Annotated in this window: 12 protein-coding genes; 2 read left to right on the top strand and 10 right to left on the bottom strand. The window is 38.4% G+C overall.

Features of this window, described 5'->3' with window-relative positions:
• Nucleotides 1-4: 4 nt before the first annotated feature.
• The gene (hppD, locus tag L1272_RS03850; RefSeq protein ID WP_194441700.1) at nucleotides 5-1,051 is read right to left on the bottom strand and encodes a 4-hydroxyphenylpyruvate dioxygenase; all 1,047 of its coding nucleotides are present in this window, start codon (nucleotides 1,049-1,051) and stop codon (nucleotides 5-7) included.
• Between the two features lie 448 nt (nucleotides 1,052-1,499).
• Nucleotides 1,500-2,963 carry a peptide MFS transporter gene (locus tag L1272_RS03845; RefSeq protein WP_054551779.1) on the bottom strand — a complete coding sequence of 488 codons (1,464 nt, stop codon included), beginning with the start codon at nucleotides 2,961-2,963 and terminating at the stop codon, nucleotides 1,500-1,502.
• Between the two features lie 499 nt (nucleotides 2,964-3,462).
• Between L1272_RS03845 and tyrR the strand changes: the two genes are divergently transcribed.
• Nucleotides 3,463-5,019 (top strand): transcriptional regulator TyrR, encoded by a 1,557-nt coding sequence (gene tyrR, locus L1272_RS03840; protein WP_054551778.1) that lies wholly within the window; start codon nucleotides 3,463-3,465, stop codon nucleotides 5,017-5,019.
• A 63-nt stretch (nucleotides 5,020-5,082) separates the two neighbouring features.
• Here the strand turns inward: tyrR and L1272_RS03835 are convergent, their stop codons facing one another.
• Nucleotides 5,083-5,571 (bottom strand): hypothetical protein, encoded by a 489-nt coding sequence (locus tag L1272_RS03835; protein ID WP_054551777.1) that lies wholly within the window; start codon nucleotides 5,569-5,571, stop codon nucleotides 5,083-5,085.
• A gap of 110 nt (nucleotides 5,572-5,681) precedes the next feature.
• Here L1272_RS03835 and L1272_RS03830 point away from each other — a divergent pair, with 110 nt between their 5' ends.
• Nucleotides 5,682-6,212 carry a thioesterase family protein gene (locus L1272_RS03830; RefSeq protein WP_194441699.1) on the top strand — a complete coding sequence of 177 codons (531 nt, stop codon included), beginning with the start codon at nucleotides 5,682-5,684 and terminating at the stop codon, nucleotides 6,210-6,212.
• A gap of 60 nt (nucleotides 6,213-6,272) precedes the next feature.
• On the opposite strand, the gene L1272_RS03825 is transcribed toward L1272_RS03830, so the two are convergent.
• The 7 genes from L1272_RS03825 to L1272_RS03795 all read right to left on the bottom strand — a co-directional run bounded on the left by L1272_RS03825 (nucleotide 6,273) and on the right by L1272_RS03795 (nucleotide 24,110).
• Nucleotides 6,273-7,514 carry a DUF642 domain-containing protein gene (locus L1272_RS03825; protein ID WP_054551960.1) on the bottom strand — a complete coding sequence of 414 codons (1,242 nt, stop codon included), beginning with the start codon at nucleotides 7,512-7,514 and terminating at the stop codon, nucleotides 6,273-6,275.
• 242 nt (nucleotides 7,515-7,756) lie between these two features.
• Nucleotides 7,757-11,848: a poly-gamma-glutamate synthase PgsB gene (locus L1272_RS03820; protein ID WP_235372782.1), complete on the bottom strand. Its 4,092-nt coding sequence runs from the start codon at nucleotides 11,846-11,848 to the stop codon at nucleotides 7,757-7,759.
• Nucleotides 11,838-16,115 carry a hypothetical protein gene (locus L1272_RS03815; RefSeq protein WP_235372781.1) on the bottom strand — a complete coding sequence of 1,426 codons (4,278 nt, stop codon included), beginning with the start codon at nucleotides 16,113-16,115 and terminating at the stop codon, nucleotides 11,838-11,840. The genes L1272_RS03820 and L1272_RS03815 overlap by 11 nt, the downstream gene beginning before the upstream one ends.
• The gene (locus tag L1272_RS03810) at nucleotides 16,100-16,846 is read right to left on the bottom strand and encodes a hypothetical protein (RefSeq protein ID WP_138601478.1); all 747 of its coding nucleotides are present in this window, start codon (nucleotides 16,844-16,846) and stop codon (nucleotides 16,100-16,102) included. The genes L1272_RS03815 and L1272_RS03810 overlap by 16 nt, the downstream gene beginning before the upstream one ends.
• On the bottom strand, nucleotides 16,836-19,100 hold the full coding sequence (locus L1272_RS03805; protein WP_235372780.1) for a hypothetical protein: 2,265 nt from the start codon (nucleotides 19,098-19,100) through the stop codon (nucleotides 16,836-16,838). The genes L1272_RS03810 and L1272_RS03805 overlap by 11 nt, the downstream gene beginning before the upstream one ends.
• A complete protein-coding gene (locus L1272_RS03800; protein WP_235372779.1) occupies nucleotides 19,087-22,200 on the bottom strand; it encodes a poly-gamma-glutamate biosynthesis protein PgsC/CapC in 3,114 nt (1,037 codons plus the stop codon). Before L1272_RS03800 ends, L1272_RS03805 begins: the two co-directional genes overlap by 14 nt.
• Nucleotides 22,200-24,110: a hypothetical protein gene (locus L1272_RS03795; protein WP_138601489.1), complete on the bottom strand. Its 1,911-nt coding sequence runs from the start codon at nucleotides 24,108-24,110 to the stop codon at nucleotides 22,200-22,202. Before L1272_RS03795 ends, L1272_RS03800 begins: the two co-directional genes overlap by 1 nt.
• Nucleotides 24,111-24,119 lie beyond the last annotated feature (9 nt).

Below are 24,119 nucleotides of genomic sequence, written 5' to 3'. Positions count from 1 at the left end.
TGAACTAGATTACACCACGACGCTCTTGATCACGCTCGATTGACTCGAAAAGGGCTTGGAAGTTACCTTCACCAAAACCGCCGTCATCTACACGTTGGATCATCTCGATGAAGATAGGACCAAATAGGTTCTTCGAGAAAATTTGCAGTAGATAACAGTTTTCGCTTTGGCTATCTACAAGGATTTGATGCTTTCGGATCTTCTCTTTGTCTTCTTTAACCCAAGGCACACGGTCAAAAATGGTGTCGTAGTACTCTGGGATGATATCTAGTGTCGCAATCGTTGATTGGTCAAGCTTATCAAGTGAGCTTACTAGGTCATTCGTTAGGAATGCTAAATGCTGTACACCCGGACCATTGTACTCATTTAAGTACTCATCGATTTGGTTGTTGTTGTTATCTTTACCTTCGTTGATTGGAATCGAGAAAGTGCCGCACGGCGATTTTAGTGCGTAAGATAATAACGCTGTTTTTTGACCTTTAATGTCAAAGTAACGAACTTCAGTAAAACCAAATACGTCTTTATAGAAGTTAGCCCATGTTTCCATCGTGCCTTTATAAACGTTATTGGTTAAATGGTCGATACGGATGAAGCCTTTGTCTTCAACAATGTTTTGCTCGCTTAAATCTTCAAAATCTGACTCATAGATAGAACCTTTGTCGCCAAATTGCTCGATGAAATAAATTAAGCTGTCGCCGATACCGTAAATAGCAGGGTATGGTAAGCTTTTGTGAGTTGAGTCTGTCGCAGGTTTTGCACCGCGCTCAACAGCAACTTCGAATGCTTTTTGTGCATTCTCTACACGCCAGCCCATAGAACAGATTGCCGGGCCGTGGCTTTTAGCAAATTCAGCAGAGAAACCTTCACGCTCATTGTTTAGTAAGAAATGAATGTCATGCTGGTTATAGTAAACAATGTCTTTACCTTTGAATTTTTTTAGCTTTGAGAAGCCAAAATCAGTAAACACTTTGTCCATGTAATCTGCATCAGGTGTTGCGTATTCAGTGAATTCAATGCCCATTAGGCCTAACGGATTATTTACTTCGCTCATTGTCATTACTCCCGCAATTATAAGCACTGCGCTAAAAAGAATTATTGTTATGTAATGAGCGGATGATTAACCAGAAATTCAATTTGGGGAAGATCACAGCGTTATTTAGCCAAAGTCCCTTTTGTAAATTTAATGAGACAATGGTTTTAATTTCATCATGTGAAGTGAAAATAGTAAAAATAAAGATCAAAAAGAGTAAATAAAGCGCCGTTAATAAATATTTAATGAACTGATATTTATAAGCTTTTTTGTATTTTATTCGTTTTGTTTTCGCCAAATAAAGTTAGAGTGAATGTATCGAATTGTTTACAAAGTTAGTGGTTGTCAATTTCAGTGAATATTTAAATAGGGAAGTCGAAAGTACGAAATGATATCGAGTGTAGTTTACTAGTAAAGATCTAACGGCGGGAAGTACGTAGCCCCACAGCATAAACTGTGGGGCTTAAGGTTACTGTTTGTCAGCAGTAATCTCTAATTCTTCTTCGAGAATTTCTAACTCATCCTGAGAGGTATCAGCATCATGCATCCAATCAACAAGTTTGTCTGCCAACAGCCATAAACAAATACCTGCGATGAAAGCCATAATTGCTACACCACCAAAGGTGTTTAGAGGGCCACTTTCACCTACAAGTTGACCAATTGATGCTGCTGCGTAGTTGCCTAAACCAGAGAATAGGAACCACATACCCATCAATAGTGAGGTAAACTTCAGCGGAGCGAGCTTAGATACCATTGATAATCCAATTGGTGATAGACATAGCTCACCCATTGTGTGGAATACGTATGCCATAACTAACCAGATTACATGCGCTTTTGTATTTGCATCATCACCAATTTGTAAGGCTGCACCTACCATAGACACGAAGCCTAGGCCTAGGAATAACATACCAAGAGCAAATTTACGCGGAGAGTCAGGCTCCTTATCTCCCATGCGGATCCATACACTTGCGAAAATTGGGGCTAAAATAATAATGAAGATTGGGTTAACAGCTTGCAACCAACTTGCTGGCATTTCCCAACCAAAGAAAACAAGGTCAGTTTTATACTTTGCAAATAAATTCATTGAACCTGCAGCTTGCTCAAAGCCAGCCCAGAATACAATAGTGAAAAAGCTCATGATTAATATAACTTTAACGCGATCACGCTCTTCAGAAGTTAAAGGTTTGTTTGCAGCCTGTGCGTCATCACCTTGTTTAGCTGATGGAACTTTACCGATATCGGCAAGATATTTATTAGATAATGCTAACTGTAAAATTACACCAATTAACATACCAACACCTGCGGTTAAGAAGCCGTATTGATAGTCAAACTTTTCACCAATTGAGCCTACAACGAAATAACCTAAAATCGAACCAAGGTTAATACCCATATAGAAAATTGTGAATGCACCGTCACGACGCTTATCAGTTTCAGTATAGAGGTCACCAACCATTGTTGAGATGTTTGGCTTAAAGAAACCATTACCAACAATTAGTAATGCTAAACCAAGGTATAAAAACTCTTTTTCTAGACCTTCGATCATACCGTGAGGTGTACCAAGTGCAAATTGGCCTAAAGCCATCACAACACCACCAAATATAATAGCTTTACGTTGGCCAGATACATTATCAGCAAACCAGCCACCGATAACTGGTGTTACGTAAACTAACATTGCATAGAGGCCTAAAATACTCAATGCATTAGAGTTTAATGCTTTTTGGTAAGCTTCATCAGCACCTGCAGATAATGGGTCAATACCAAAGTAGGCCATATCCCAGCCCATAGCAGCTGCAGTTGCGATTGTTGATAAATAAAGCACGAAAATACCGCGCATACCGTAGTAGCTCATACGTTCCCACATTTCTGTAACGAACAGTAAGAAGAGCCCTTTCGGGTGACCCATAAAGTCACCAGCTTTTGGTAGAGAACTCATGAATTATACTTCCTAATTTTAATTGTCGTTGGCCTTATATTATTGCTTTGCTCATTGGTTAATTAATATTGATGAATGAGTGGCCATGTTTTTTTGATGCAGCTAAGATAATGGTTTGTTGCTCAAGTTATGAACTTAAGGGTATAGGACACACCCTTATCCTAGCTACAAGTGCGCTACAGTATACATAGACCTCTTGGTCAGGGGAAGATCTTGCGGTAGGTACACCATTTGTTGCGTTAACTTAACCTTACCAAATACAACCAATTTAAGATTACTTGATACTTGTCAGTAATACTTAGCAATTCATTTTAAGTTTATGTGATGAGTTATTTTTGTTTGGGTAGGTGTAATTCATTGCAATGAAAGCGGATCTTTTGGCATCTGGATAGCTGAGCAAGTACTTTAAATTGTCCAAAATTGTTTACAATAGACTATTCAGCCGCTAGTAGTTAGCGTATTATTCTCATACTATAGGTTCCCGTTTTTTGAGGATGTAATGCGTTTAGATATCCACTGTGCTGACCGAATCGGTATCGCACAAGAGATTCTCAATATCTTAGTAAGTTATCAGGTTGACTTAAAAGGTATTGAAGTAGATTCGGTTAATTGTCGTATGTATGTCAGTTTTCCTCCTATTGAATTTGAGCAATTCCAAAAGATCATGCCTTCTATTCGCTTAATTGACGGCGTGATGGATGTTCGCACAACTGCATTTCTACCTTCTGAGCGAGAGCATAATGAGTTAAATACATTACTGCGAGCATTGCCTGATGGTGTGATATCTATTGATGCTAAAGGCTGGGTGCGATTATGCAATGATGCAGCTTGTCGCGATTTACAGCTATCTGAAAGTGAAGTTATAGGCGCTAATATTAATAACTTGCTGAAAGGCTTTAACTTTACTCGCTGGTTAGAGGGTAAAGAAGTACTTGGTCAAACAACGCGTGTAGAAGTTGCTGGCGAAGATTTTATTGCTGATATTCTTCCTATTTCAGTTCCACAAGGTGCTGAAGGGGATGTGTTAGCAGGCGCCGTTATTAACATTAAATCGCAAAGTCGACTTGGTCAGCAAGTGAGTGCCTTTCGTCGATATGGCCAAGAAAGTTTTGCGACAATCCATAATTTTAGCACTGCAATGCGTCGTGTTGTTCGTGAAGCTCGCAAAATGGCACAGCTTGAAGCGCCAATTTTGATAACTGGTGAAACGGGGACAGGTAAAGAACTACTTGCACGGGCTTGTCATTATGCATCTAACCGTTCAGTAAAACCCTTTATTGCTTTATCGTGTGCATCGTTACCTGATGACGTGGCTGAGTCAGAGTTATTTGGTTATGCGGGCTATGAAGAAAACGCGGCACCAAAACGTGGCGTTTTGGAGCAAGCCGATGGTGGTACGGTGTTTTTAGATGAAGTTGGTGAAATGTCGACTCAATTGCAAACTAAGTTGCTGCGATTTTTACAAGATGGCACATTTCGCAAAGTCGGTGATGAAAACGAAGTAAAAGTGAATGTACGTATTGTTGCTGCAACGCAAAAAGACTTACCGGCCATGGTGCAAGAGGGGACATTTAGAGAAGATCTTTATTACCGGATTAATGTTTTGACCTTAGAAATTGCGCCATTACGTGACAGAAAAGCTGATATAGGCCCGTTAGCAGAACATTTTATTCAAAAGTATGCCCAACAAAATGGTCATTCTGTGCCTGTGATGTCTGAAGATTGTTTACGCTTTTTACAAGATTATCCGTGGCCGGGTAACGTACGCCAATTAGAAAATGCGATTTACCGTGCGGTGTCGTTGTTAGATGATAACGAACTGCGTATTGAACATTTGCAGTTACCAACCTTTACTCATGATTTAGGTTATCTTGAGTCTGACTTTGAAGGAACTTTAGATCAAGCGGTAAAACGCTTTGAAGCGACCTTACTTCGTAAGCTCTATCCGGCTTATCCTAGCTCTCGACAGCTTGCTAAGCGATTAGGTTTGAGCCACACCGCAGTGGCAAACAAACTTCGAGATTATGGCATTAACCGTAAGACAGTGAAGGTTTAAAAGTAACCCCCCACAATAATCGTGAATTAAGCAAAAAGCTTGGGTGAAAAGCCAAGCTTTTTGCTACTGTTTGGTACCCATATCCTTGGTGACACCATCAATGGCAATATTTTTGATACCGTCATTGTCAAATTTGATAACAATACTTATGTTATTGCGGGCAAAAAAGTAATCTCGGTTATCTAGGCTTATAACATAATCGCCTTTGACTGAGTCGCTAAATTTGCGCTTTTCAAGTTTTAAGGAGTGATCTGCTATTTGCCAATTGAAGCCTTCAATAAAGCCATTATTAAACTCTTGTACCCAAACTTGTTGTTCGTCTTTACTCAGTGTAATCGCAACGGAGTATGACTCAGGCAAAGACATGTCATAGCTTTTATCACCAATAGTGAATTTTTCGGCAGTTTGTTGCCAAGCAAAACCAAATTTAAAATCTTTTTCCACACCCGTTGGGTATTTTAAAGTACCGTTACCTGGAAAGTTGAAGTCAGCATATGCTGAGCCGGTAAATAAACTTGCAGAAAATAGAGTTACCAAACTGAATAGTTTCATTAGGCTTATCTGTTTTTATAATAATATATGCACAGATTAGAGCAGAATATTCGCCTTAGCAATATGCTGTGATACACTTTGTGAATTATCAACTGGTTAGACCTTTTATTGTGAATCTATATTTTCGACTAATATTATTGTTTTTTAAAATCAAACGTAATCGTGACTATCAAGGTTTACTCGACACGATTGATATTGAATTCAAAGCACTGCCGACTGATTGCGATATTAACTTGCACCTGACTAATTCTCGTTATTTAGCAATGATGGATTTGGCGCGTACTTGGATGACAGAAAGAGTAGGGTTGCTTCAACATATTATGAAACGTCGTTGGTTCCCGATCGTTAATGCGACTGCAATTACCTATATTCGCGATATTAAACCAATGCAAAAATACACTGTTAGTACGCGTTTAGTTGGCTGGGACCATAAATACTTTTACATTGAACAAAAGTTTCACTCTGAGCGTGGATTGCATGCGATTGCCTATGTACGAGGGGTATTTAAACGTAAGAAAGGTGTTGTGAGCGTTGAAGAAATGCTTGAAGTTGCTGGGTTTGAAGGTGTAGCTCCTATCTTGCCAACAGAAGTAATGCACTGGAAAGAAATGTTAGAGCAAAAGAAACTCACAAATAAGTGATACCCAAGATAAATAAAAAAATGCCAGCTAAGCTGGCATTTTTATGGTTTTAAACACAGTTTACTCTGCAGCGCAAACTGCTTCACTAACAAATGTTAAGTCATTAACATGCGAAGGACCATCCATTACAAACGTTGCTTCTGCAGTGTTTTGGTCAAGTGAGTAGATTTTAGCATTTTCACCACTTTCGCGGCCTGAAACATAAATTGTACCATCATCTGCAATCGCAATACCTGATGCCCAATTTACACCATGCTCACCAACAAGTGTCAATTCTAAGCTACCTTCATCTAGCGTATAAAGTGCTTTACCTGTTAACACGTAAAGTACGTTAAAGTCATTTGAGTAAGCAATATCACCATCTGAGAAAGTATCACCAGGGTAAGATAGTTTACCAAGAACTGTCTTATCACCTGTTTCTAAATCAAAGTCGTACATATATGTCTTACTTGTTGCACGAAGAGCAAGACCATCAGCGGTGACTGTTGAGCGGTAAATAGGGAATGAAGTCGCATCAACTACTTCCGCTTGTTGGTTAGTTGCTAAATCTAAGCTGTAAATTTTAGATGCTTTGCTGCTCTTATCTAGTTGCTCCATGAAATAAAGCACACCGTCTTTACTTGCAATATTTGAAGCTGTGTTATTTAGGCCTGCAACAATAGTGACAGAGCTTGAAACTGGGTTGAAATGATAAACATAGCCCTCAGTTTCTGAACCGAAGTTATTAATACCATATAGACCTGTTTCAACTGCACAAGGTTCTGGAATTTCTGTTAATGAAACATTATCAAGAAATGCGCCTAAAGAGTCTGATTTACCAGCACCAGCAAAGCTCAATACTGAACTAGTATCGTTTGCTTCTACAGTAAAGCTATATTTAGTCCAGCCTTTTGTGCTGCTATTAATGGTCGCTAATTCATTACCATTCCATAAAACTTTGGCAGCGTTTGTTGTCGCATTACCTTCAACACGCGCAGAGTAATAAAAAGTAAGTTCGTACTTTTTACCTGCTGAAGTAGCTACGCTCTGTGAAATTGAATAGTTAGCAGTTGAGTCTAGTTCCAGAAGTTGATTACCATCTTGAGCTGGAACAATACCTAATTTGTTAGTTTGTAACTCAAATTTAGCATTGTTACTACGGCTCCAGTTATCGATATTACTGAATAACTGCCATTGTCCACCATGGCCAGTTACTGTGTTATTTTCAAATGACCCGTTTTCAACTAGGTTTGTGCTTGCCATTGCCATACCAGATGCGATAGCTAAAGGTAACACTGCTAATTTAGAAACTAAGCTTTTCATGACAGTCTCCGAAGTTGTTAACATAAAATTAATATTTAATAGTATCATTTTACTGCTTTTTGCTGGTGTTTATCAAATAGGGAATAGATCTAAATTTATACTTTTTTAATTTTTCATATTAATCAATTGATTTTTAATAAGAATTTAGTTTGTAGGAAAATTCTGATTTTTCGATGGGAAAATAATAAAAAACGCAAAGCAATCCTTTTGGATTACCCTGCGCTTTTATGCTAGGTTAAAAGTTAATTGGGTTTAGATTTGTTAGCAAACCAGCCTGATTTTTGATTGCGGCTTAATTTGCCTAATATTTTTATCGCCTTTTCTAAGGTAATTCGCTGATCAGCTATATCTTTATAAATTTGATTTGCTCTTTTCTTACGTTTAACAGCTGCTCCTGCATCAAGAAATGACTCAACCACTTGATTTAAATATTGAATAGGCAATGCTTGCTGTTTCTCAATGTTATCTTCAGAACTATATGCCTCAAGTTTTTCAAGTAGATTAGTGATTTCTGCTTGGCAGAACTCATTCTGCGCCAAGTGCATTTTTTTCAATGTGCTCAAATGTTGTTTTAATGTGGCCACTTCTAACCTATTAAAGGAAACAATCATGTTGAGGTTTGTTAGTGCTGTTCTGAACTCCTTAGCTGTACATTGTTGGTCAAATAGATGTTCAAGAGTATGGTTTATTCGCTGCCACTGCTGCCAAGCGTAAACATAGTTCAAGCCAGCGCCTTTAATGTTTTGCATACCAACAATAACTTGATGGTTATTTACTAAACCTAATTGGGCAATTGACCGCGTTAGTTCATCAGCAGATAAACTACTGTTTTCATGTAACACAACGTTAGATTTTATTGTATTTACAATAACCTCTTTTAGCTTTTCGCTATTGTTAACGATATCTTGCTTAAGCAACTCTAATGTTTGACGTTGTTGATAAACAAATAGATTTTGTAAAATAGCCGATGCTTCGGCCTCATTTGAGTTACCGGTAGCATCTTTCAAAAGAGCGTTAATATTAGATTTCTTAAGCGAGTCGCCGTTTAATTTTATGAGCTTATTAGCAAGAGTTAGATCGTATGCGTCGCTCAAACGAGCAATTAATTGTTCTTCAGTTAAAAAGTTGAACTGAGATAAAAGTTTATTAAATTCTTCTAGATCATTATTAGCAATAATTTTATCTAATCGCTCAATGAGTGCGTTAATAAAGTAGCTATAAAACCCATCAACATTTGTACCAATTACAACTATTTTATCGAAACGCAAATCGTGACTTAAAATATCTGCAAATACTTTTGAGCGAGCCACACGGTCATTTCGGTTATTGATTAAAGCAATAACCTGTTTTTTGGGGTTGTCATTTAAATCATAGATCCCTAACCGTTGCCAATTCTCTAACGTTGCTAAACGTTCATTTGCTGACATGCTATTAATAAATGATTGTTCTACTTTACCCACTTTAGCTTTTTCAAAATGTTGTAAAACACCAATATCAGGAATGATTCTGGCCGATGTTTCTTTGTAAACATAGTCTTTACTTAAGCCAATATGCTGTGCCATTTTACAAACTAGCGCAATATTAGCTGGATGTTCTTGGTACGGGTATAAAGAACGTATATCGTCTGTAATTTGCAAGCCATCGGCCCAATGCACCTGGATCAAACTTGAGTTCTTCTGCTTGGCATTGACGTCTAAAATAGGAGCCATATTTTGTTCGCTGGTAAATACTAAGCTATTCTCGCCAATAAAGTGACTGGTTTCGTTTGCAACATCGATACCTGTTGGACCGAGTATATCTTCATGGTCTGGGTAGGCATTTGTTATGGTTGAGAAATTGTCTTTCATCCAGTTGCGAAGAATACGCACATAACGTGGTGTGAGCCCCATACATTCCCACAAAAATACGTCTGCTTTTACATTCTTAGCAAAGTGCAAAACATCTCCTTGCTCCCAAATACTGGCTTTATCGAATGGACGAAATAAGGGGATTTCAAACTGCTCACCACTTGCCCTTGCATAAATCATCGTAGCTTCACAGCCCGTTGTTTTACTTACTACTTTTAGACTTAAGCTGCTAAAAAGGGCCGCTTTAAGGCGTTCTGTTCCGGATTTCCCACGTGTTCCCCAGCCGCCAATAGATACAGGAATAAGTGCTCTGTCAGATTGAATCTGACGGCTTATTTTTATATGTCTCGCCCAAAAGTAAGCGATAAAGCTAATGACAAAAAATATTAGCTGACCAATGCTGTTTTGGTAAATTGAATACGCATACTCTTTAAAGCTTGACCCAATGTTAAAAATAAAGGGTGTAATTGCGAGCTTTTTATAAAGGTTAGCAATACCTGATTCGACAGGAAACGCTACATCAAACAACACTCCATATGGTTGGAAATCTAGCGTAAAGCCCTTACTGCGAATGTTTTCTAGGTAGTGTTGTTGTTCTACTTCAGTACCATTTCGTAACTCATTCAATTTTTCGTAGTTCAATGAAATCCAACAGTATGCATATAAACGCTTAAATAAACTTGTTGGTGGTGAAATTATCAAAATGCCATCAGGGGTATAGGATTTAGCTGGCGCTTTTAAATTATCTTGAGACAAGGTACTTAATAAGAAATCAAGTAATGGCAAGTGTGGTCGTGAGCTAAATTGATGCTCATCAAAACGAGGCTCACCGGGTACTTCTGTCTGGCTTATCTCTGCAACAGTACAACTTGGTACATGCATAAATGCACTAGGCTTTCTGGCCTGTAAATGGTTATAGCTTTGTCTTTTTCCGGTACTAGGGTTCTTAAATTCATGCCATAAGCGCCAGATTCTAAAGCCACGCTTATAACCCAATTGCACCTGCCATGACTTTTTCTTCAGGTTAACATTGAACGCTTCATAATGCTGAGCTTGTTTACTTAGTAGTCGGCCAAGCAAATCTTCATCTACTTCTTTACAGTCAATGGATGTGTCTGAACTTAAGCTCACCTCTAATTGTGCAACTTGTTGCTGATGCATAAAACTGACTAACTGCTCTCGAACACGGCTAATAATACGTTTTACTGCAAGGTTAGATTTTTCTTCAAGTTGTCGGTTTAATACATTTATAAACGCTTTAAATATATCTTGAGTGTAGTCATGATTATCATTATCAACTTGAAGGTTAAACATGATCCTCGGAGTGAGTTCAAGTAATAGACGTTGTTCTGCAAAGTTATCAGTTTCCTCAAGGAGTTGTTGCCATAACTTAAAGCCTAATTGCTGTTCACTAAAGCGCGGGTCTGATAACTGTTTAATTAATGTTAGTCTTACAGCTGGGCTGTTTTCAAGTTGCATCCGCTCATTGAGTAAATCTGTTACACATGACCAAGGCAAAACGGAACATTGCTCTATAACACTTTGACGAACACGAGGGTAAGCATGTTTAGCAAGTAAAAAAATCAGTTTACGGTTTGCCTCATTTAAGGAAAACTGTTTGCTGATGATTTTGGCAAATGAAGTAATTAAAAATAACTGCTGGCGATCTACTTTGCCGTTTTTATCAACGTCCAGATCAATATGAGAGCGCATAAAGTAGCGAGTAAAAGTGGGTCTAAGATTAATTAGTATTTCTAAAATATCGACTTTTGCTGCGTGTGGTGTTGTTGGCTTCTCTAATGACTGTAGTAAGCTTTCAACTAAATCTGCATTAAACTCAGGATCTTCGACATATTCATTAAGCAAATTTACCTGATTAGCTAACGCTCTAAATAATGAGTTTCGTGTTGCTTCATTGTCTGTTTTTTCTAGTAGGTTTAAAAAGAAGCCTTCTAAATCGAGCCTTAACCATGACTGAGCCATGTCATTTTGGTGATTACGTAAATAACGGTTTGTTAAATCACCGAGCTTTCCTATCAAAAACTTTAATGATTGCTCAAGTTCAGAGGTTTTATCTTGGTAACGATTAATCATTGCCCCTTCATCAAACCAACGCTGAAAAGCATCTTGATCCTTTTGCAGTTGCAACTCACTTGCCCCTAATGTTTTTGCATAATCAAGGATATGAAATTGCCTCTCGGCTTTTAATTCCGCATGACTCAAACGCTCAACAAAGCGACGATGATCGCCATCAAGTTTGGTTAATTGGTTTTGCAGCTTATCAATTTTGTGAGTTAAAAAAGCAATAGCTTGGAGTAACAACCAATCATCTTCGTCATTATCATCTGGCTGGTTCTTTATAAGCTCCCACTCACTTAATTCGTTAACGAGTTGCTTATACTTTTGGCGATAAAGGTCTAACCAAAAATTGGCTATATCGGCAAATAGTAGAGACTCAAGGCGCTCTTTTAAAACTTTACTGCTCATAGTCACTCAGCTCTAACAAATGGTTAAGTTGAAGTGTTGGAAAAATAATTTCATCGTGTGCATAGGGAGCAAAGCCCGTATGCAAGTTATTGCCAGATGAAAACTCAACACTAATATTGTGGTTATTCCAAACCCAATCTTGTTGCCAGCTTACTTTAAGCCAGCCTTGTGAGAAGCCCCCTAAGTCAATCTGCTTTTGCCATGCAAAGCGAGAGATATATTGCCATGTGGCAGTAGCACGATGTTCATCAGCGAAGCGGTAATAACTATCTAGCCCCACCTGGAAAATATGGCCTTCATAATATTGATTCCAACTAGAGTTAAAACGTAAATAATCCAAGCTGCTCCAATCATCATTAGAACCGGAAGAAACACCAAAATTAAGGTAGTTATCGACCCAGGGTTGATATCTATATTGGTAGAGCCCTAACCAACCAGATGAATGATTTTCTCTGTAAAAATTAAAAATACCTGAGTTAAGCTTATCATCAGCGAGGTAGTCAGCTAAATCAGCGCTGCTGTAGCGAACATAAGGAGTTATTTGCCATTGATGGCGATGCACTGAGTCTTGTCGCCATATTTGGCCAATACTAATGCTGGCATCAATCGCGTATTGACTATCAAATTGCTCTCGGCTCATTTGCCAGCGACTATTAATTTGGCTATCAATATACCAAGGCGTTGTTTCATCCTCCCAAGAGTAATATCCATTTAAATTAATAATATCAGTTTGCGTATCACTGAATGAGTAATATCCCTCTAACTGATACCATTGATTATCATCATTTATCCGAATTCTAGCGCCAATATCAGTTTCTTCGCGGGTGGGAATATCTTCAGCGCTTTGAAAAATTTGCTGTTGATCATAACGAGCAAAAACTTGCCAGTTGAGTTCATCTGCGTGTAGTTCTGTTTGCTCCTTAACGATTTCTACTTTTTCAGGCGCTTGATAGGTGAGCAACTCTGGCAGGGCAGCTTTAGTCTGCGAGTAAGCAGAAATTTTATTGTTATGTTCGCTTAACTGCCAACTGTATAGGCGGACATATTCCAACTTTTCAGCTTTAACTTCGATTTTTCCTGCAGGATGAAAAAAGCGACGTTCTGTTCGTCTTTGTTCGTCGATTTCTTCCAACTTGATTAGCCTTTCGGCCGATAAAGTTGCTATTAGCGGTGTGTCCGGTATTACCGTGTAGAATAATAACTTGGTTGGTAGCTCTAAGTGCTGCCATTTTCCGGCTAGATATTGTTCTGCTTCTATTGTTAAGTATTGTGATAGGTAAGGGTTGAGCCATCTAATACTGATTATGTTGTTATCGAGCTCTTGCTTAGTAAAAGTAAATGGCACACTTTGTTGTTGTGAAACTGACCAGGTTTTCAGTTCATTAGCTAGGCGAAGTGAAACATTTGCGACATTGTCTCGTGCTAACTCTGCAGTAGAGAAGTGAAATTTAAAACGGATTTGTTGTCCAGCAGTTTGAGCTAGATCAATATGCAAAGTATGGAATGGTCGTAACTGTAACCCTTGCTCTGACGCAGACTGGGTGTTAAGCAAGGTAAAACGATCAGCAAAGCTACTTTGTGCAGGAGCTTGCATTTTAAATAGTCGAGTTCCAGCATAATCTAGCATGCTTTCAATAGGTTGCCACTGACCAAAACTTTCAATTCTATTCTGAATGAAGGTCGATCTAGCTGTTGCTGGTAAGGTCTCTAGACGTTGCAGTAGCTGAGTGTATTGATTGTCGTTTAAACGCCTTTTGCTTAATTGGTATAAGCCATTAATTAATAAGTCATACTGTGATGCGGTAGGTGAATAAACTAATGACATAAAGTCTATTGCAGTCAGGTTATTGGCAGCATCAGACTGGTAGTCAAATTGTGAAACTAAATCATTAGGGAGCAGGCTTACATCAAGATATGTCATATGATCAGCGCTCAAAGTCAGAGTTTCTCCGACTTGCAAGCTTATAATTAAGGTTGCCGATATAGATGCTAGTTGCTGATTATCTATAAACTGAATATTTGCTGGAATATCACTAAAAATTGGCATCAATTTATGCTGATATTGGCTATCGGCTTTTAGCCAAGCCGTTTGATATTCACCATTTTGTTTCGCAGCTACCCGAGCTTTGATCGCTAAATGAATAGGGTGCGTAGCAGTAAATTTCCACGGTTTCTTATCACTTAGCACGGTATTTTGTATTTTGCCTTGTCCATCAATAAGTCCAGCTTGCTCTGCTGTTACTAAGTGGTATAAAGGGTCATTTTGTTTAGTATTTGAAGCCAAACTTTGAAAATTTAGTGCTGCGAAACTTGGTTCTGCGATGTTTTGCTGATCAGACTGATGAGCTAGCCACGTCGCTAAACGATTTTTCTGCTGTTTAACAGCAAGCCTGATCAAGATTTTTCTACAATTGGAAATTGACGATAAATTACCAGCGCACAAGGCAAATAGTTTGTAGTCTTGATGCTGCTCTTGGTAAATTTTAATCAACTCTAAACTTGCAAAATGCTGCAATTGAGCCTGTTTTGCACTTTTGTATAAACCTTCTAGATAGCTATTTGCTAAATGGAATTGTTTTTGCTGCCTCAAAATATCAATTCTTGCTTGCCATGCTTTTTCCGCAACTTGATGGTTACTATGCTGGCTTAGCTTTTTCAAAAAGCGAAGGGCATCCAATGGCGCAGATTCTGCTAAATCATTAGCAGTCATTAGCAACTGCTCCCAATCTGTTATGTTTAATTGCTGCTGTGCGGGTGTATAAGGTTCAATTGAAGCTAAATAGTCCGCATGCTGCTTGTGCAAGTAGTTTTTAATAATCAGCTCTGTGGTAGGGCTCTTTGCACTTAACTTGTTCGGCTGCTGGTAGAGTACTTCATCCATGGGGATATCAGCTAGAGTTCTTGCGTATAGTGCAAAATCAATATGTTCCGTTGTGTTTTTAAGTGCTTGTATAGAAAGTGATTTTTCTTTTAAAGGCACAGAGAGTGTTAATGTTTGAAAGTGTTCTGTCGCTTTCAGGTTAACTAGCCAGCTTTGCTCACCTGCGGTGAATTTTAATTGTGTGTCATTGTTACTTTTTGCAATTAGGGTAAGCCAAGGCGTAGCTCGTTCTTTTACCGTTAAGTCAAACACTTGTGCAGATTGAGACAGAGCTGTTAAAAGTCTAGTCTGATGATTGATACGAGGGTAAAAATGGTGGTCGACTAAACGCAGCTCAGCAAGCTCAGTGATGGTTTCACTTTTACTTTCTACAGGCAATTGGTTTCGATAGCTGCCAACAAGTTGTGAATCGATGCTCATCATCGAAAGCAAGTTATAGTATCGCTTTACGTTAAGCGGGTCATTTTCAGAAAAAACAGTGTTACTTAACGGCCCCAACGAGTGCTCTTGGTAAATTGATTTTAAATGATCATTGGCAGTATTTAGCCAATATGGCATTAGTTGCTTTTCTTGTTCTTTTGCGGCTGCACCATCATCATAAATTGCGCGGTGGCTTTGCTCTATTTTAACCAGTGAATTTGTTGCGCTTTTAATGGTTAGGTATTGGCCTGCGTCGATAGCCAAATAATCTGAGTTAACTAAACCAACATTCTTATCTGAATATTCAACAGCGAGACTATTAATCGTATTCACTTTTGCAGTTAAAACGTTATCAACATAGGCGTACACAACACCGTTTCGATCAGGAAGTTGCATATTCTGCCTAACAGATAGCTTTAATTTTTTTGCTGCAGGAAAAAACAGCGTAACTTCTTCATCTTTATGCAGTTGATAATAACGCTCATTGCCTTGCTGTGTGGTCAATAAAACAGATGGTTTTGCTAGCTTGAGTGCACGTCGAAAACTATCTCTTTTTGCTTGATAGTGACCGACAAGAGCCCTAAAGCTAGCGCTTTCGTCAAGGTGATTCTGAATGGCAATTATACGATTATGGCCTGTTGCCGGAAGCTGGCATCGTTTCGAATTACAAAGTAGATCCCGATGAACTTGTAAACGCTGCTGAATGTATTGTGTGTTTCCGGCGCTGATAATAAATTGATTTAATAAATCGGGATTTATCTCAAGCCAATGGCCTTCTGGTAGCCATAAATACTGATGCTGCTTGGCATCAAATTGCAACTCTTGAGTAGACGTTAAAGGGGCCAGTTTTGGCGTTGTTTGTAACCAAATAGGGGGCTCAAGAACCGCATGCTCAGGCTTAGCAGCATACACCATGTTGATGCTGAATAATGTAAAAGTGACTAAGGCTATTATGATATAAGGCATTGGCTAAACTGCTTTAAAAGTTGGCTATTAGTTATTAAACGCTCACGCATTTGACGGCTTAACTCGATATGAAAAAACTGGCTATTAACAGGCGCCATGTCGGTAAGTATATTTTTTGTCCCTCCGAGCTCAAAAACATCACGACCAAATAGCATAACATTAGAGCCTACTTGATTATTTAAACATTCAGATATTTTTACAGTTGCTTTTGACGGTATTTTAGAGCCATTGCTAACAATGATATCTGCATTACGCCCTTGTAAAGTTTTTCGCTTTTCCTTTGCAAACCCATGTACCTGATAAATAGAAAAAGACTCTACAGTCTTAGCATAGGCAAGAATAAATGCATTCGCACTACTAACTTTGTATTTGCCAAAATCGAGTTTATTATTACTTTGATCAAGGGTATTTCTATGTTTTGAATTTGTGAGTAACACCTGACATTCAGCAAACACTGCCTTGGCTATTTTTAGCGTGTGTTTATCAAAATAGCGATGAGGTGCATAAGCAATACAGTTATTACCAGTCTTCTTATAATGAATCTCGCCACCGGAGGTAATTGTTTTTTTTGCTTTAAAAACACCATCCTTGTAATTGAAGTGTGTTAGTTCAGTGTTCGGCTTTAATAGCCAAGCATGAAAATCTTCTGTTAAATCATGCAAGCTAGTTTCCTCGGCACTGCATGCCGCCATAAAAGTGCAAAAAACCAGTAACATAGCATTAATTTTCATTATTCCACCACCTTACTTTTTGCTCTTGAGCAGGGTATTCATCGAGAATAGACAGCCAGATTGTTTCTGATGACTCGATTGTTATTGAGTGTAAAGTATCTATATCACTTGACACTAAGTGCGTGACACTTGGATAGCTATTCAGTCGGCTATTCTTTGGGTGAATCAAAAAAGCATTAATTAGTTCAGATGGATAAAGCTGATATTTTTGCTTTTTAATACTGTATTCGCTTGTGAGTCCTGACTTGTATTTTGCTCTTTGTTTGACACTAAGTTCAACGGGAGCCTCATTATTTGATTTAGCAACTTTGAAAACAAGACTAATAGGGCGCTGATACTTATCAAATCTGAGTGTTAGAGGAGTCTTTTTATTTAGTTGGTACAGGCGTTGTTTAACCCAAGGCCGATTACCATACCAATTTTGATACATTGAGCGAGAACTGTCTTGGATTTGCTGTAGTTGTGAAACAGATAAATCCGCCATATTAGCTTCTTTAGCACTATTACCCTTTAAACGATAAATTAGGCTGTTATCTTCAGAGTTAATATACGGCGTATAATTATTCTTATTATAAATACCGTAGTTAAAAACCTGAGCGGGTTGTTTAGGTAAATAGTACTTATTGGGGCTTAGTGTCAGTGCTACATTTGAAATTGGTAGCTGATCAAATAGTTCCCTAGATTGATAGTATGTGACTTGTGGATCTAACTCTGCTGGTGGCGTGAAAGTCCGAATATTCGAAAAGTGCCCCATCAATGTAAGTTCATAATGATTATTGGCGCGCTGTTCATACCACGCAGCGATATCATGAAAGTTTGTAGGTGATTCTGTCACCAAGCCGTGAGTTAAGGTTCTTTGGTAGTTAAAATCAGCAAAGCGGGATTTCAGACGAACATAGACATCTTTATCTGCCTTGACTTCGACTCGCCTTGCATTCTTTGGCGAGCGCAAATAGTAAGTTACTAACATACCAACATCTTGACGTTGCGTGTTTTCGGCAATCAAACGATCAAACTCTGAAGCTTGTCCTTTCAATGTCACAGAATAGCTCTCGATTTGCTCGTTACTTTCATCAAACAAGGTGACATTTAGTTGGCTTGTCTCAAGAGCTCGAACTTCAATATTTAAATGGCTTTGCGATTCAATATCAAAACTGACAGAGGATTGGCTGTTAGCCAAGTAACTGCCTGAGTAACTAGTTAAGATTGCATTACCAGATAATGTTCGCCATTGCGTTAATAAATTATCTTCGCTGCAGATTGTGACTAAGCCCGGATTAAGTGGCTCAGTTTGATAACTATTAGCTTCGTCTATTGCACTAAAGTTTACAGGTAAAGGAGGGGAAAACTGTAGTTTGTCATACCAAATTAACGAAGGAAGCAGCCCTTGTTTGTCTGTTTTGAATATCAGGCTATCGGTTTCCTCTAAGCGAATACTCGCGCAAAGACCCGGTTTCGTGAAATAAGAGCCTAGATCATGTTGCTGTTCACTAAAGTCATATGTGACTACATTGTAGGGTAAACTTTCATACAATATGTCTGATTTAAAATCTATGTCAGGAATTCCCTGTGGTGCAATCTTTTGCCACCAGAATGCCATCGCATTTCTAATCTCTCCATCAGTTAAAGTATTTTCTCCCATAGTAAGGTAATCAGTTGCTCGTCTGCGTCTTTCTAAAGGACGCTTTAGCCAGCTGTTAAGCGGATCAATACTTTGCTCAGGAGTTTTAGCGTGGACCCTTACAACTACACCCTGTAGGTTAGTTTGTTCAGGGATAAGCGTTAGATCGAGACTCGCAGCATTAGGGTAATCTTTAATAGGTAAATAAAAAGATTGACCAGATGCGACGTTCAATGATTGTTTGTTTTCAATTATTTGTTTTACTTGTTGCTCTTGCGAGTTTGTAACCAATTTAGATGCATGATGGTAAACCTTGTCTAAAATGACATCTCCTTCTTGATCATATAGCACGTATTTAATTGCATAATTAACCGGTTGATCAAGTACGACTGACTGATCAAACACGGCATTAGATAAAATGCGTAGTGAGTGAGTACGTTGATTTGAAAACGTAAACTGTAGTGGCTTTTGACTACTAAGCCACTGTACATTTGAACGTGTTTCTTGACTAGTACGCGCATCAATGGGTTCAGCGGAGTCGATCCATACCATTATGTTTCGTGAGAAATAAAAAAGTGCCACTAAAGCAATTGTGATTGCTAAAATAGCAAGTAGGCGTTTAATTAAGTACATATGCGCCTCCAGCCATAATGCTATTAAATAAGCTCAGATCAATAAGCTGGTTATTGGTTGGATTGTAGATTGCCACAATATCGTTATTGTACTTAATCATAAGCGCGTACTTGTCTGCATTTTCAAGCTTAATGGTGTGTAAAGAGCAGTCTTTAATTTGCTCGCAGAAACCGCTTAATGATGTTAAACGCTGATGAGCTATATAGTTTTTAACGAGAGTTTGAATTCGTTGCTTTTCTTTAGTCGAGATTGCTTGCCAGTTTAGTGGCGACAAGGTAGCCAGATTTATAGTTTTTACCTTTGTATTGGTAGATATTGCCAATAATCGTTGCAATACGCTGTTTTGGTCGATTGAAAATTGTTCTTTAAAGTCTGATGCCAGCCATAATGTTGCCAGCTCACTATTGCTATTAAATTGTTGGTATCCTGATTGAGGTGAGCTGCCTATTTCAAGACCTCGCGTTGATTTTTGTCCTGATACTACTTGATATTCAACCCCTAAGTTATTCAGTTTTCCGTCGATTTGTTTCATTAGTGGCGAGGCCACATCGCTGATGCGCGTAGCTGAGAATGCAATTGCATTTGGGCGTACCCATGACGGCGCGCTATGGCTGCGGATTTGAATGTGTAAACTAGGCTGATTAGCTGTAAAGCGCAAATAGCTTTGATGAATAACATTAAATAAAGAGTCAATATTATCAGCCCCAAGTACATTAGCTTTAGGGTGCGCATAAGGGTGAGCCCCCGCAATTAATAAATTGGCAGTGTTTGCCTCGGAGAATAATTCAGCTGCAAAACTCAGCGTATTACTTTCAAATAAAGGCCTTGGTACACTGAGTGTGATAGCTTCATGAGCAGTCAATTTAAAAGCGTAAAGGCCTTGTCCTTGTGAGCGTGCTTCATTATTTTTAAGTGGGCTTAACAATAGATATCGACCACTGCTATTGTTGATTAGTTGCAATTGATAGTTAAGTAGTTCGGTTGTGCCATTGATTTGCTTTAACTGATTAAGCTTGTCTTCTGTCAGTGGGGCATTACCTATCTGTGTAATTAATTTATAGAGTGGCTTTAAAACTTCATACTCCCACAGCGCTATTTGGCTTTCTGATAGAGGTTGATACTCAAAACTACCTTTTTTACTAATTTGATAAGCAAACTCGTCAACAATAGTATTTATTTCTTCATTGATAACACTAATTTGGGGGGTATTGTACTTATAGTTATCGCGATAAATGTTAGCCAAAATATTAGTATAGTTAGCACTATCTAAAAATAGTTCAAGCATAGAGCCCGAGTAATTCGCTGTTGGCAAACTGCTTTGTGTTGCTGCACCAAAATAAGTTGCCTCACTGCCTACAAATTGGTGAATGTCTCTTTGGCTAATTGAAGTTGGTAGTTGGTTATATATCCAATATTGGCTGTCGAATTTATTAGAAGGCTTTTCAACTAGTGCTGCCGTGAAGCGATTAGCTTCTCGAATTTGTAAGATTTCGTCACTTTGTAGTGCGTCAATGAAAGCTTGATAATAAAAGCTTTGTTGATCTTCCGTTGCAATCGTCTTTTGTGGCGTTTTAGCAGTGCCAAATAACATTGCTTTATTATTCATATGTTGAAAAATCAAGCTTGCAGAGTCACTCGCTAGACTTTCTGTAATTGGATAGGGAATAGTTATCAACAAAGGAGACTTTGGCGTTTTATTAAAAATAAATAGCCCTCTTTGCTGACTTTCGTAGGTATCTACCAAGTAAACATATTGCTCATCACTTTCAAGCGAAAAACCCAGCTCGCTAAATAAATAACCAAACTTTGCTATGGGTTGCTTGTTCTCAAGTGCTTGATTTAACTGGTAAACAGCATACTTGAAATCATTAATTGCTTGATTAGCTTTATAACTACTGACAGTTACTTTATCTGTCCGAGTTGTGTATAAGTAGCTCTTATATTGGCTTACTTGTTGATTTAAGGTGATGATATGTGGATTGTCGATATCTGAATGTACATCCTGATTAGACAGCAAAGAGGGCACTAACATCACTAAGAAACCTACAGTTATAGCGAAAATGCCGCCAATTACCGAAGTTTGAAATGTTGCTCTGATTACTAATCCAAGCGCATTCTTTTGATATATTTTTAGTGCCAGTAGAGTTGCAAGCATGTAGCCAAATGCAAATGTGTCTGTCACTTTGAGCGTAGGAAAATACCAAACAACGACATAATTCAGTATTAACTTATAGACAAAGCCTATAGTGAAGAAGAACATTAATAGTCTGGCACCCTCAATGTTCGCATGTCTTAGCCGAGTAAAATGCACCAATGAGCTACCAATTATTAAAATAACGGCCGTTTCTATAAAAGAAGTTAAAAGCTTTGAAGGCTGAGTTAATTGCAGTGCAAGTAATGCCGGTAGCATTATTCCATTGAACTCCCAGCCGTACTTTATATTTGCTCTGGAAGCAATAAATGCAGTGATGACTAGTATGATATATGCTTTTGGTGCCGCGATGATTGAAGCGGCAACGGCTTCGTACATAATGCCCAAATTAGCAATACTAAAATTAGTAAAAGGCATTAAGACAAAACGAACTAGCAAGAAAGTGATAAGTAATTGAATGAAAGTTACTTTAAGCCCGTACTTAAACCCTCCGTTCCACATCACGTTCGCTGTTAGTGCGATAATAATAAGGCCTAAAGAATAAAGCTGAGATGCATAATCAAAAGTAATATCCCATTGGCTTAACTGAGCGGCAATTAAAGGCCAAAACAATGTGTCCATGCAGACACGCACAAGAATACTAAGCAAGATTATGGCGAAAAAGCGATCCCGCCCAAACATTTCTCCATAGCCAAACTTTTCCATCATATAATGAGCACTAAAGCGCATTAATGCATAAACAACGATTGCCTCGATAATAATAATCGCAGCTGAGGTTGGGCTAATAATCAGTAAAGGGACTAGGTAGCCTGGTACAACAAGCCCCGTCAGAGGGAAACCAAAACGCAAATTTAACAAGCAGACGACCGCAGTACCTACCCATACGGTAGTAATAACAGACTGGCCTAAGCCTGTGCCTGCAGGAAAAAGCGCGAGTACAAAGTCCATTAACTTTGGTCCTCTTTAGTGGCTTCTTGCTCGTCTATGACAGCATGGTTATCAATAAATTCAAATAAGATACCTGATACTTGAAATGGTTCGCCTGAGGCAGTTTGCGAACTGTCGGTGTTCAGTGCTTTAATACTTAGCGTATAGTTTCGGTTATTAAGTTTGGCAGGTAAACTTATCTCAGCTTTGTTTAACGTCACATAACGAAGTTTGCCCTTGGCAACCTCAGTATCCAGTTTGCAACAGCGGCATAATAGATCTAATGCAGTCATCTCAAAGACAGCAATTTGATGTTGTTTTGCAAATTGCTCTAATGCGGCATTCGTCTGAATAACTTGGCCAAATAAGTTAAACAAAATATTAGCAGAACGAGTGTGGCTGAATACCATTTCTAAAGTTGTCATTTTTTGCTCCATCTCATCAATAGAGCGCTTAACTCGCTGGCTCGTAGGCTCATGCAGTCTCAAGTTAAGTAGTTGGTTAATTAGAGTTTTATTTTTTCTCTCAGTGGCTTTAAAAATATGGTAATGGAATAGCAATTCAGCGACTTGAGCAGCAAATCTATTAACATTCTTTTCAAAGGCTTGTTGATTGAACTGCGTATTTGGGATCACTGAAAGTGCCCAGAAACCGCGTACATCACCGGCATAAACAAGCGGTACCATAAATTCAATTTCATTCGCACTAACATGTTTAAAAAAAGGTCGAGTTATTTGCACTATCCCCAATGACTTTAACGCATTACTGTAGGGCGTTCGTTGATAATCTCTGCGCATTTCTTGTATGTCATCTAAATTACAATTCATTGCACGAATTTCTACAACTCGGTGATCATCTTCTTTGCGAGCAAGGAAAATTGATTTCTCTAAGTCTAATTGTTGACTAATTAACTGAATAATAGGGTCCCAAGGCGAAGCTTGATCTATAAAGCTTTGTGGTATGAAGCGTCCCATCATCTTTTGTTGGATATTATTTACCACAACATTAAGCTCTGCATCCTCTGTTACTTTGCGGACAACTAGGATCCAGAGAAGGGTGATAAAGGTAAGTATAATGTACTGGCCTATTGGGATATAAATCTGCATTGATTCAACGAAAAAATAACCAATTGTGCACCAGACAAAAATACTCATGAAGGCAATGAAAAATGAGTAAAAGAGTGATAGTTTCTGAAAACTAAAAAGCAGAACCACCACTAAAATTAATTCAATAACAATAGAGTAGGTTGGTTTTAGCAGTGTTACTACAGTGTTCTTATCAATACTGTCAGCCATGTAAGCCGTGAGTAATAGTGGGTCATGTAAGCCGTTAAGTTTTGGCGCGTGTATTTGCACGTTAAATGAGGAAGCTTTTTGACCCACAATGATGACTTTATTTTCTAATTGTTCACTCATAACATCAAAGTTAAGCACTCTTTGAGCACTAAATTTTGGTAAAGCGGCCACGGCGAGCTTAAAGTCAATCAAGGCTATTTGATTATTTTCATAATCAAATATTTCTTGCCAAATACTTATGCAATTCAAACCCTCTTGAGAAGGAATTTGAATCTGATAGGTTGCCCAAGCAATTACATGAGGGACACAATAGCTTTTGTTTGAGTACGGATAGAATACATTGTCTATCGGTAAGGGCTGCAAAGGTTCATCGGCTAAGACAATAATCGCTTTTGGTTTATAATCATGAAGTTTACTTACCAGCTGCTGGTGATTATTGCTCAAATTATCACTGTTGACTAATACGATATTAGTTTGCTGTGTTTGACCTAATGGCTCAAGTGCTTGGTATAAAAAAGCATTACTTGCCTGAAATAGGTTCAGTAAATTGCTGAACATTACAATCGCAAATAAGCTAACTGTTAACCAAAACGCACGTTGGTGCCTCAATCGTAACAATTGTTGAAATACAGCCACTGCTCCTCC

It is taken from the genome of Pseudoalteromonas sp. PAST1 (assembly GCF_021532515.1).
GTDB classification, from domain to species: Bacteria; Pseudomonadota; Gammaproteobacteria; order Enterobacterales; family Alteromonadaceae; genus Pseudoalteromonas; species Pseudoalteromonas simplex.
The sequence above is the reverse complement of the archived record's forward strand: the minus strand, read 5'-3'. Positions and strand labels throughout refer to the sequence as shown.

What these genes read in the sequence shown, in the direction of transcription:
- hppD (WP_194441700.1), bottom strand. Translation starts at nt 1,051, where the DNA reads ATGAGCGAAGTAAATAATCCGTTAGGCCTAATGGGCATTGAATTCACT.
- L1272_RS03845 (WP_054551779.1), bottom strand. Translation starts at nt 2,963, where the DNA reads ATGAGTTCTCTACCAAAAGCTGGTGACTTTATGGGTCACCCGAAAGGG.
- tyrR (WP_054551778.1), top strand. Translation starts at nt 3,463, where the DNA reads ATGCGTTTAGATATCCACTGTGCTGACCGAATCGGTATCGCACAAGAG.
- L1272_RS03835 (WP_054551777.1), bottom strand. Translation starts at nt 5,571, where the DNA reads ATGAAACTATTCAGTTTGGTAACTCTATTTTCTGCAAGTTTATTTACC.
- L1272_RS03825 (WP_054551960.1), bottom strand. Translation starts at nt 7,514, where the DNA reads ATGAAAAGCTTAGTTTCTAAATTAGCAGTGTTACCTTTAGCTATCGCA.
- L1272_RS03820 (WP_235372782.1), bottom strand. Translation starts at nt 11,848, where the DNA reads ATGAGCAGTAAAGTTTTAAAAGAGCGCCTTGAGTCTCTACTATTTGCC.
- L1272_RS03815 (WP_235372781.1), bottom strand. Translation starts at nt 16,115, where the DNA reads ATGCCTTATATCATAATAGCCTTAGTCACTTTTACATTATTCAGCATC.
- L1272_RS03810 (WP_138601478.1), bottom strand. Translation starts at nt 16,846, where the DNA reads ATGAAAATTAATGCTATGTTACTGGTTTTTTGCACTTTTATGGCGGCA.
- L1272_RS03805 (WP_235372780.1), bottom strand. Translation starts at nt 19,100, where the DNA reads ATGTACTTAATTAAACGCCTACTTGCTATTTTAGCAATCACAATTGCT.
- L1272_RS03800 (WP_235372779.1), bottom strand. Translation starts at nt 22,200, where the DNA reads ATGGACTTTGTACTCGCGCTTTTTCCTGCAGGCACAGGCTTAGGCCAG.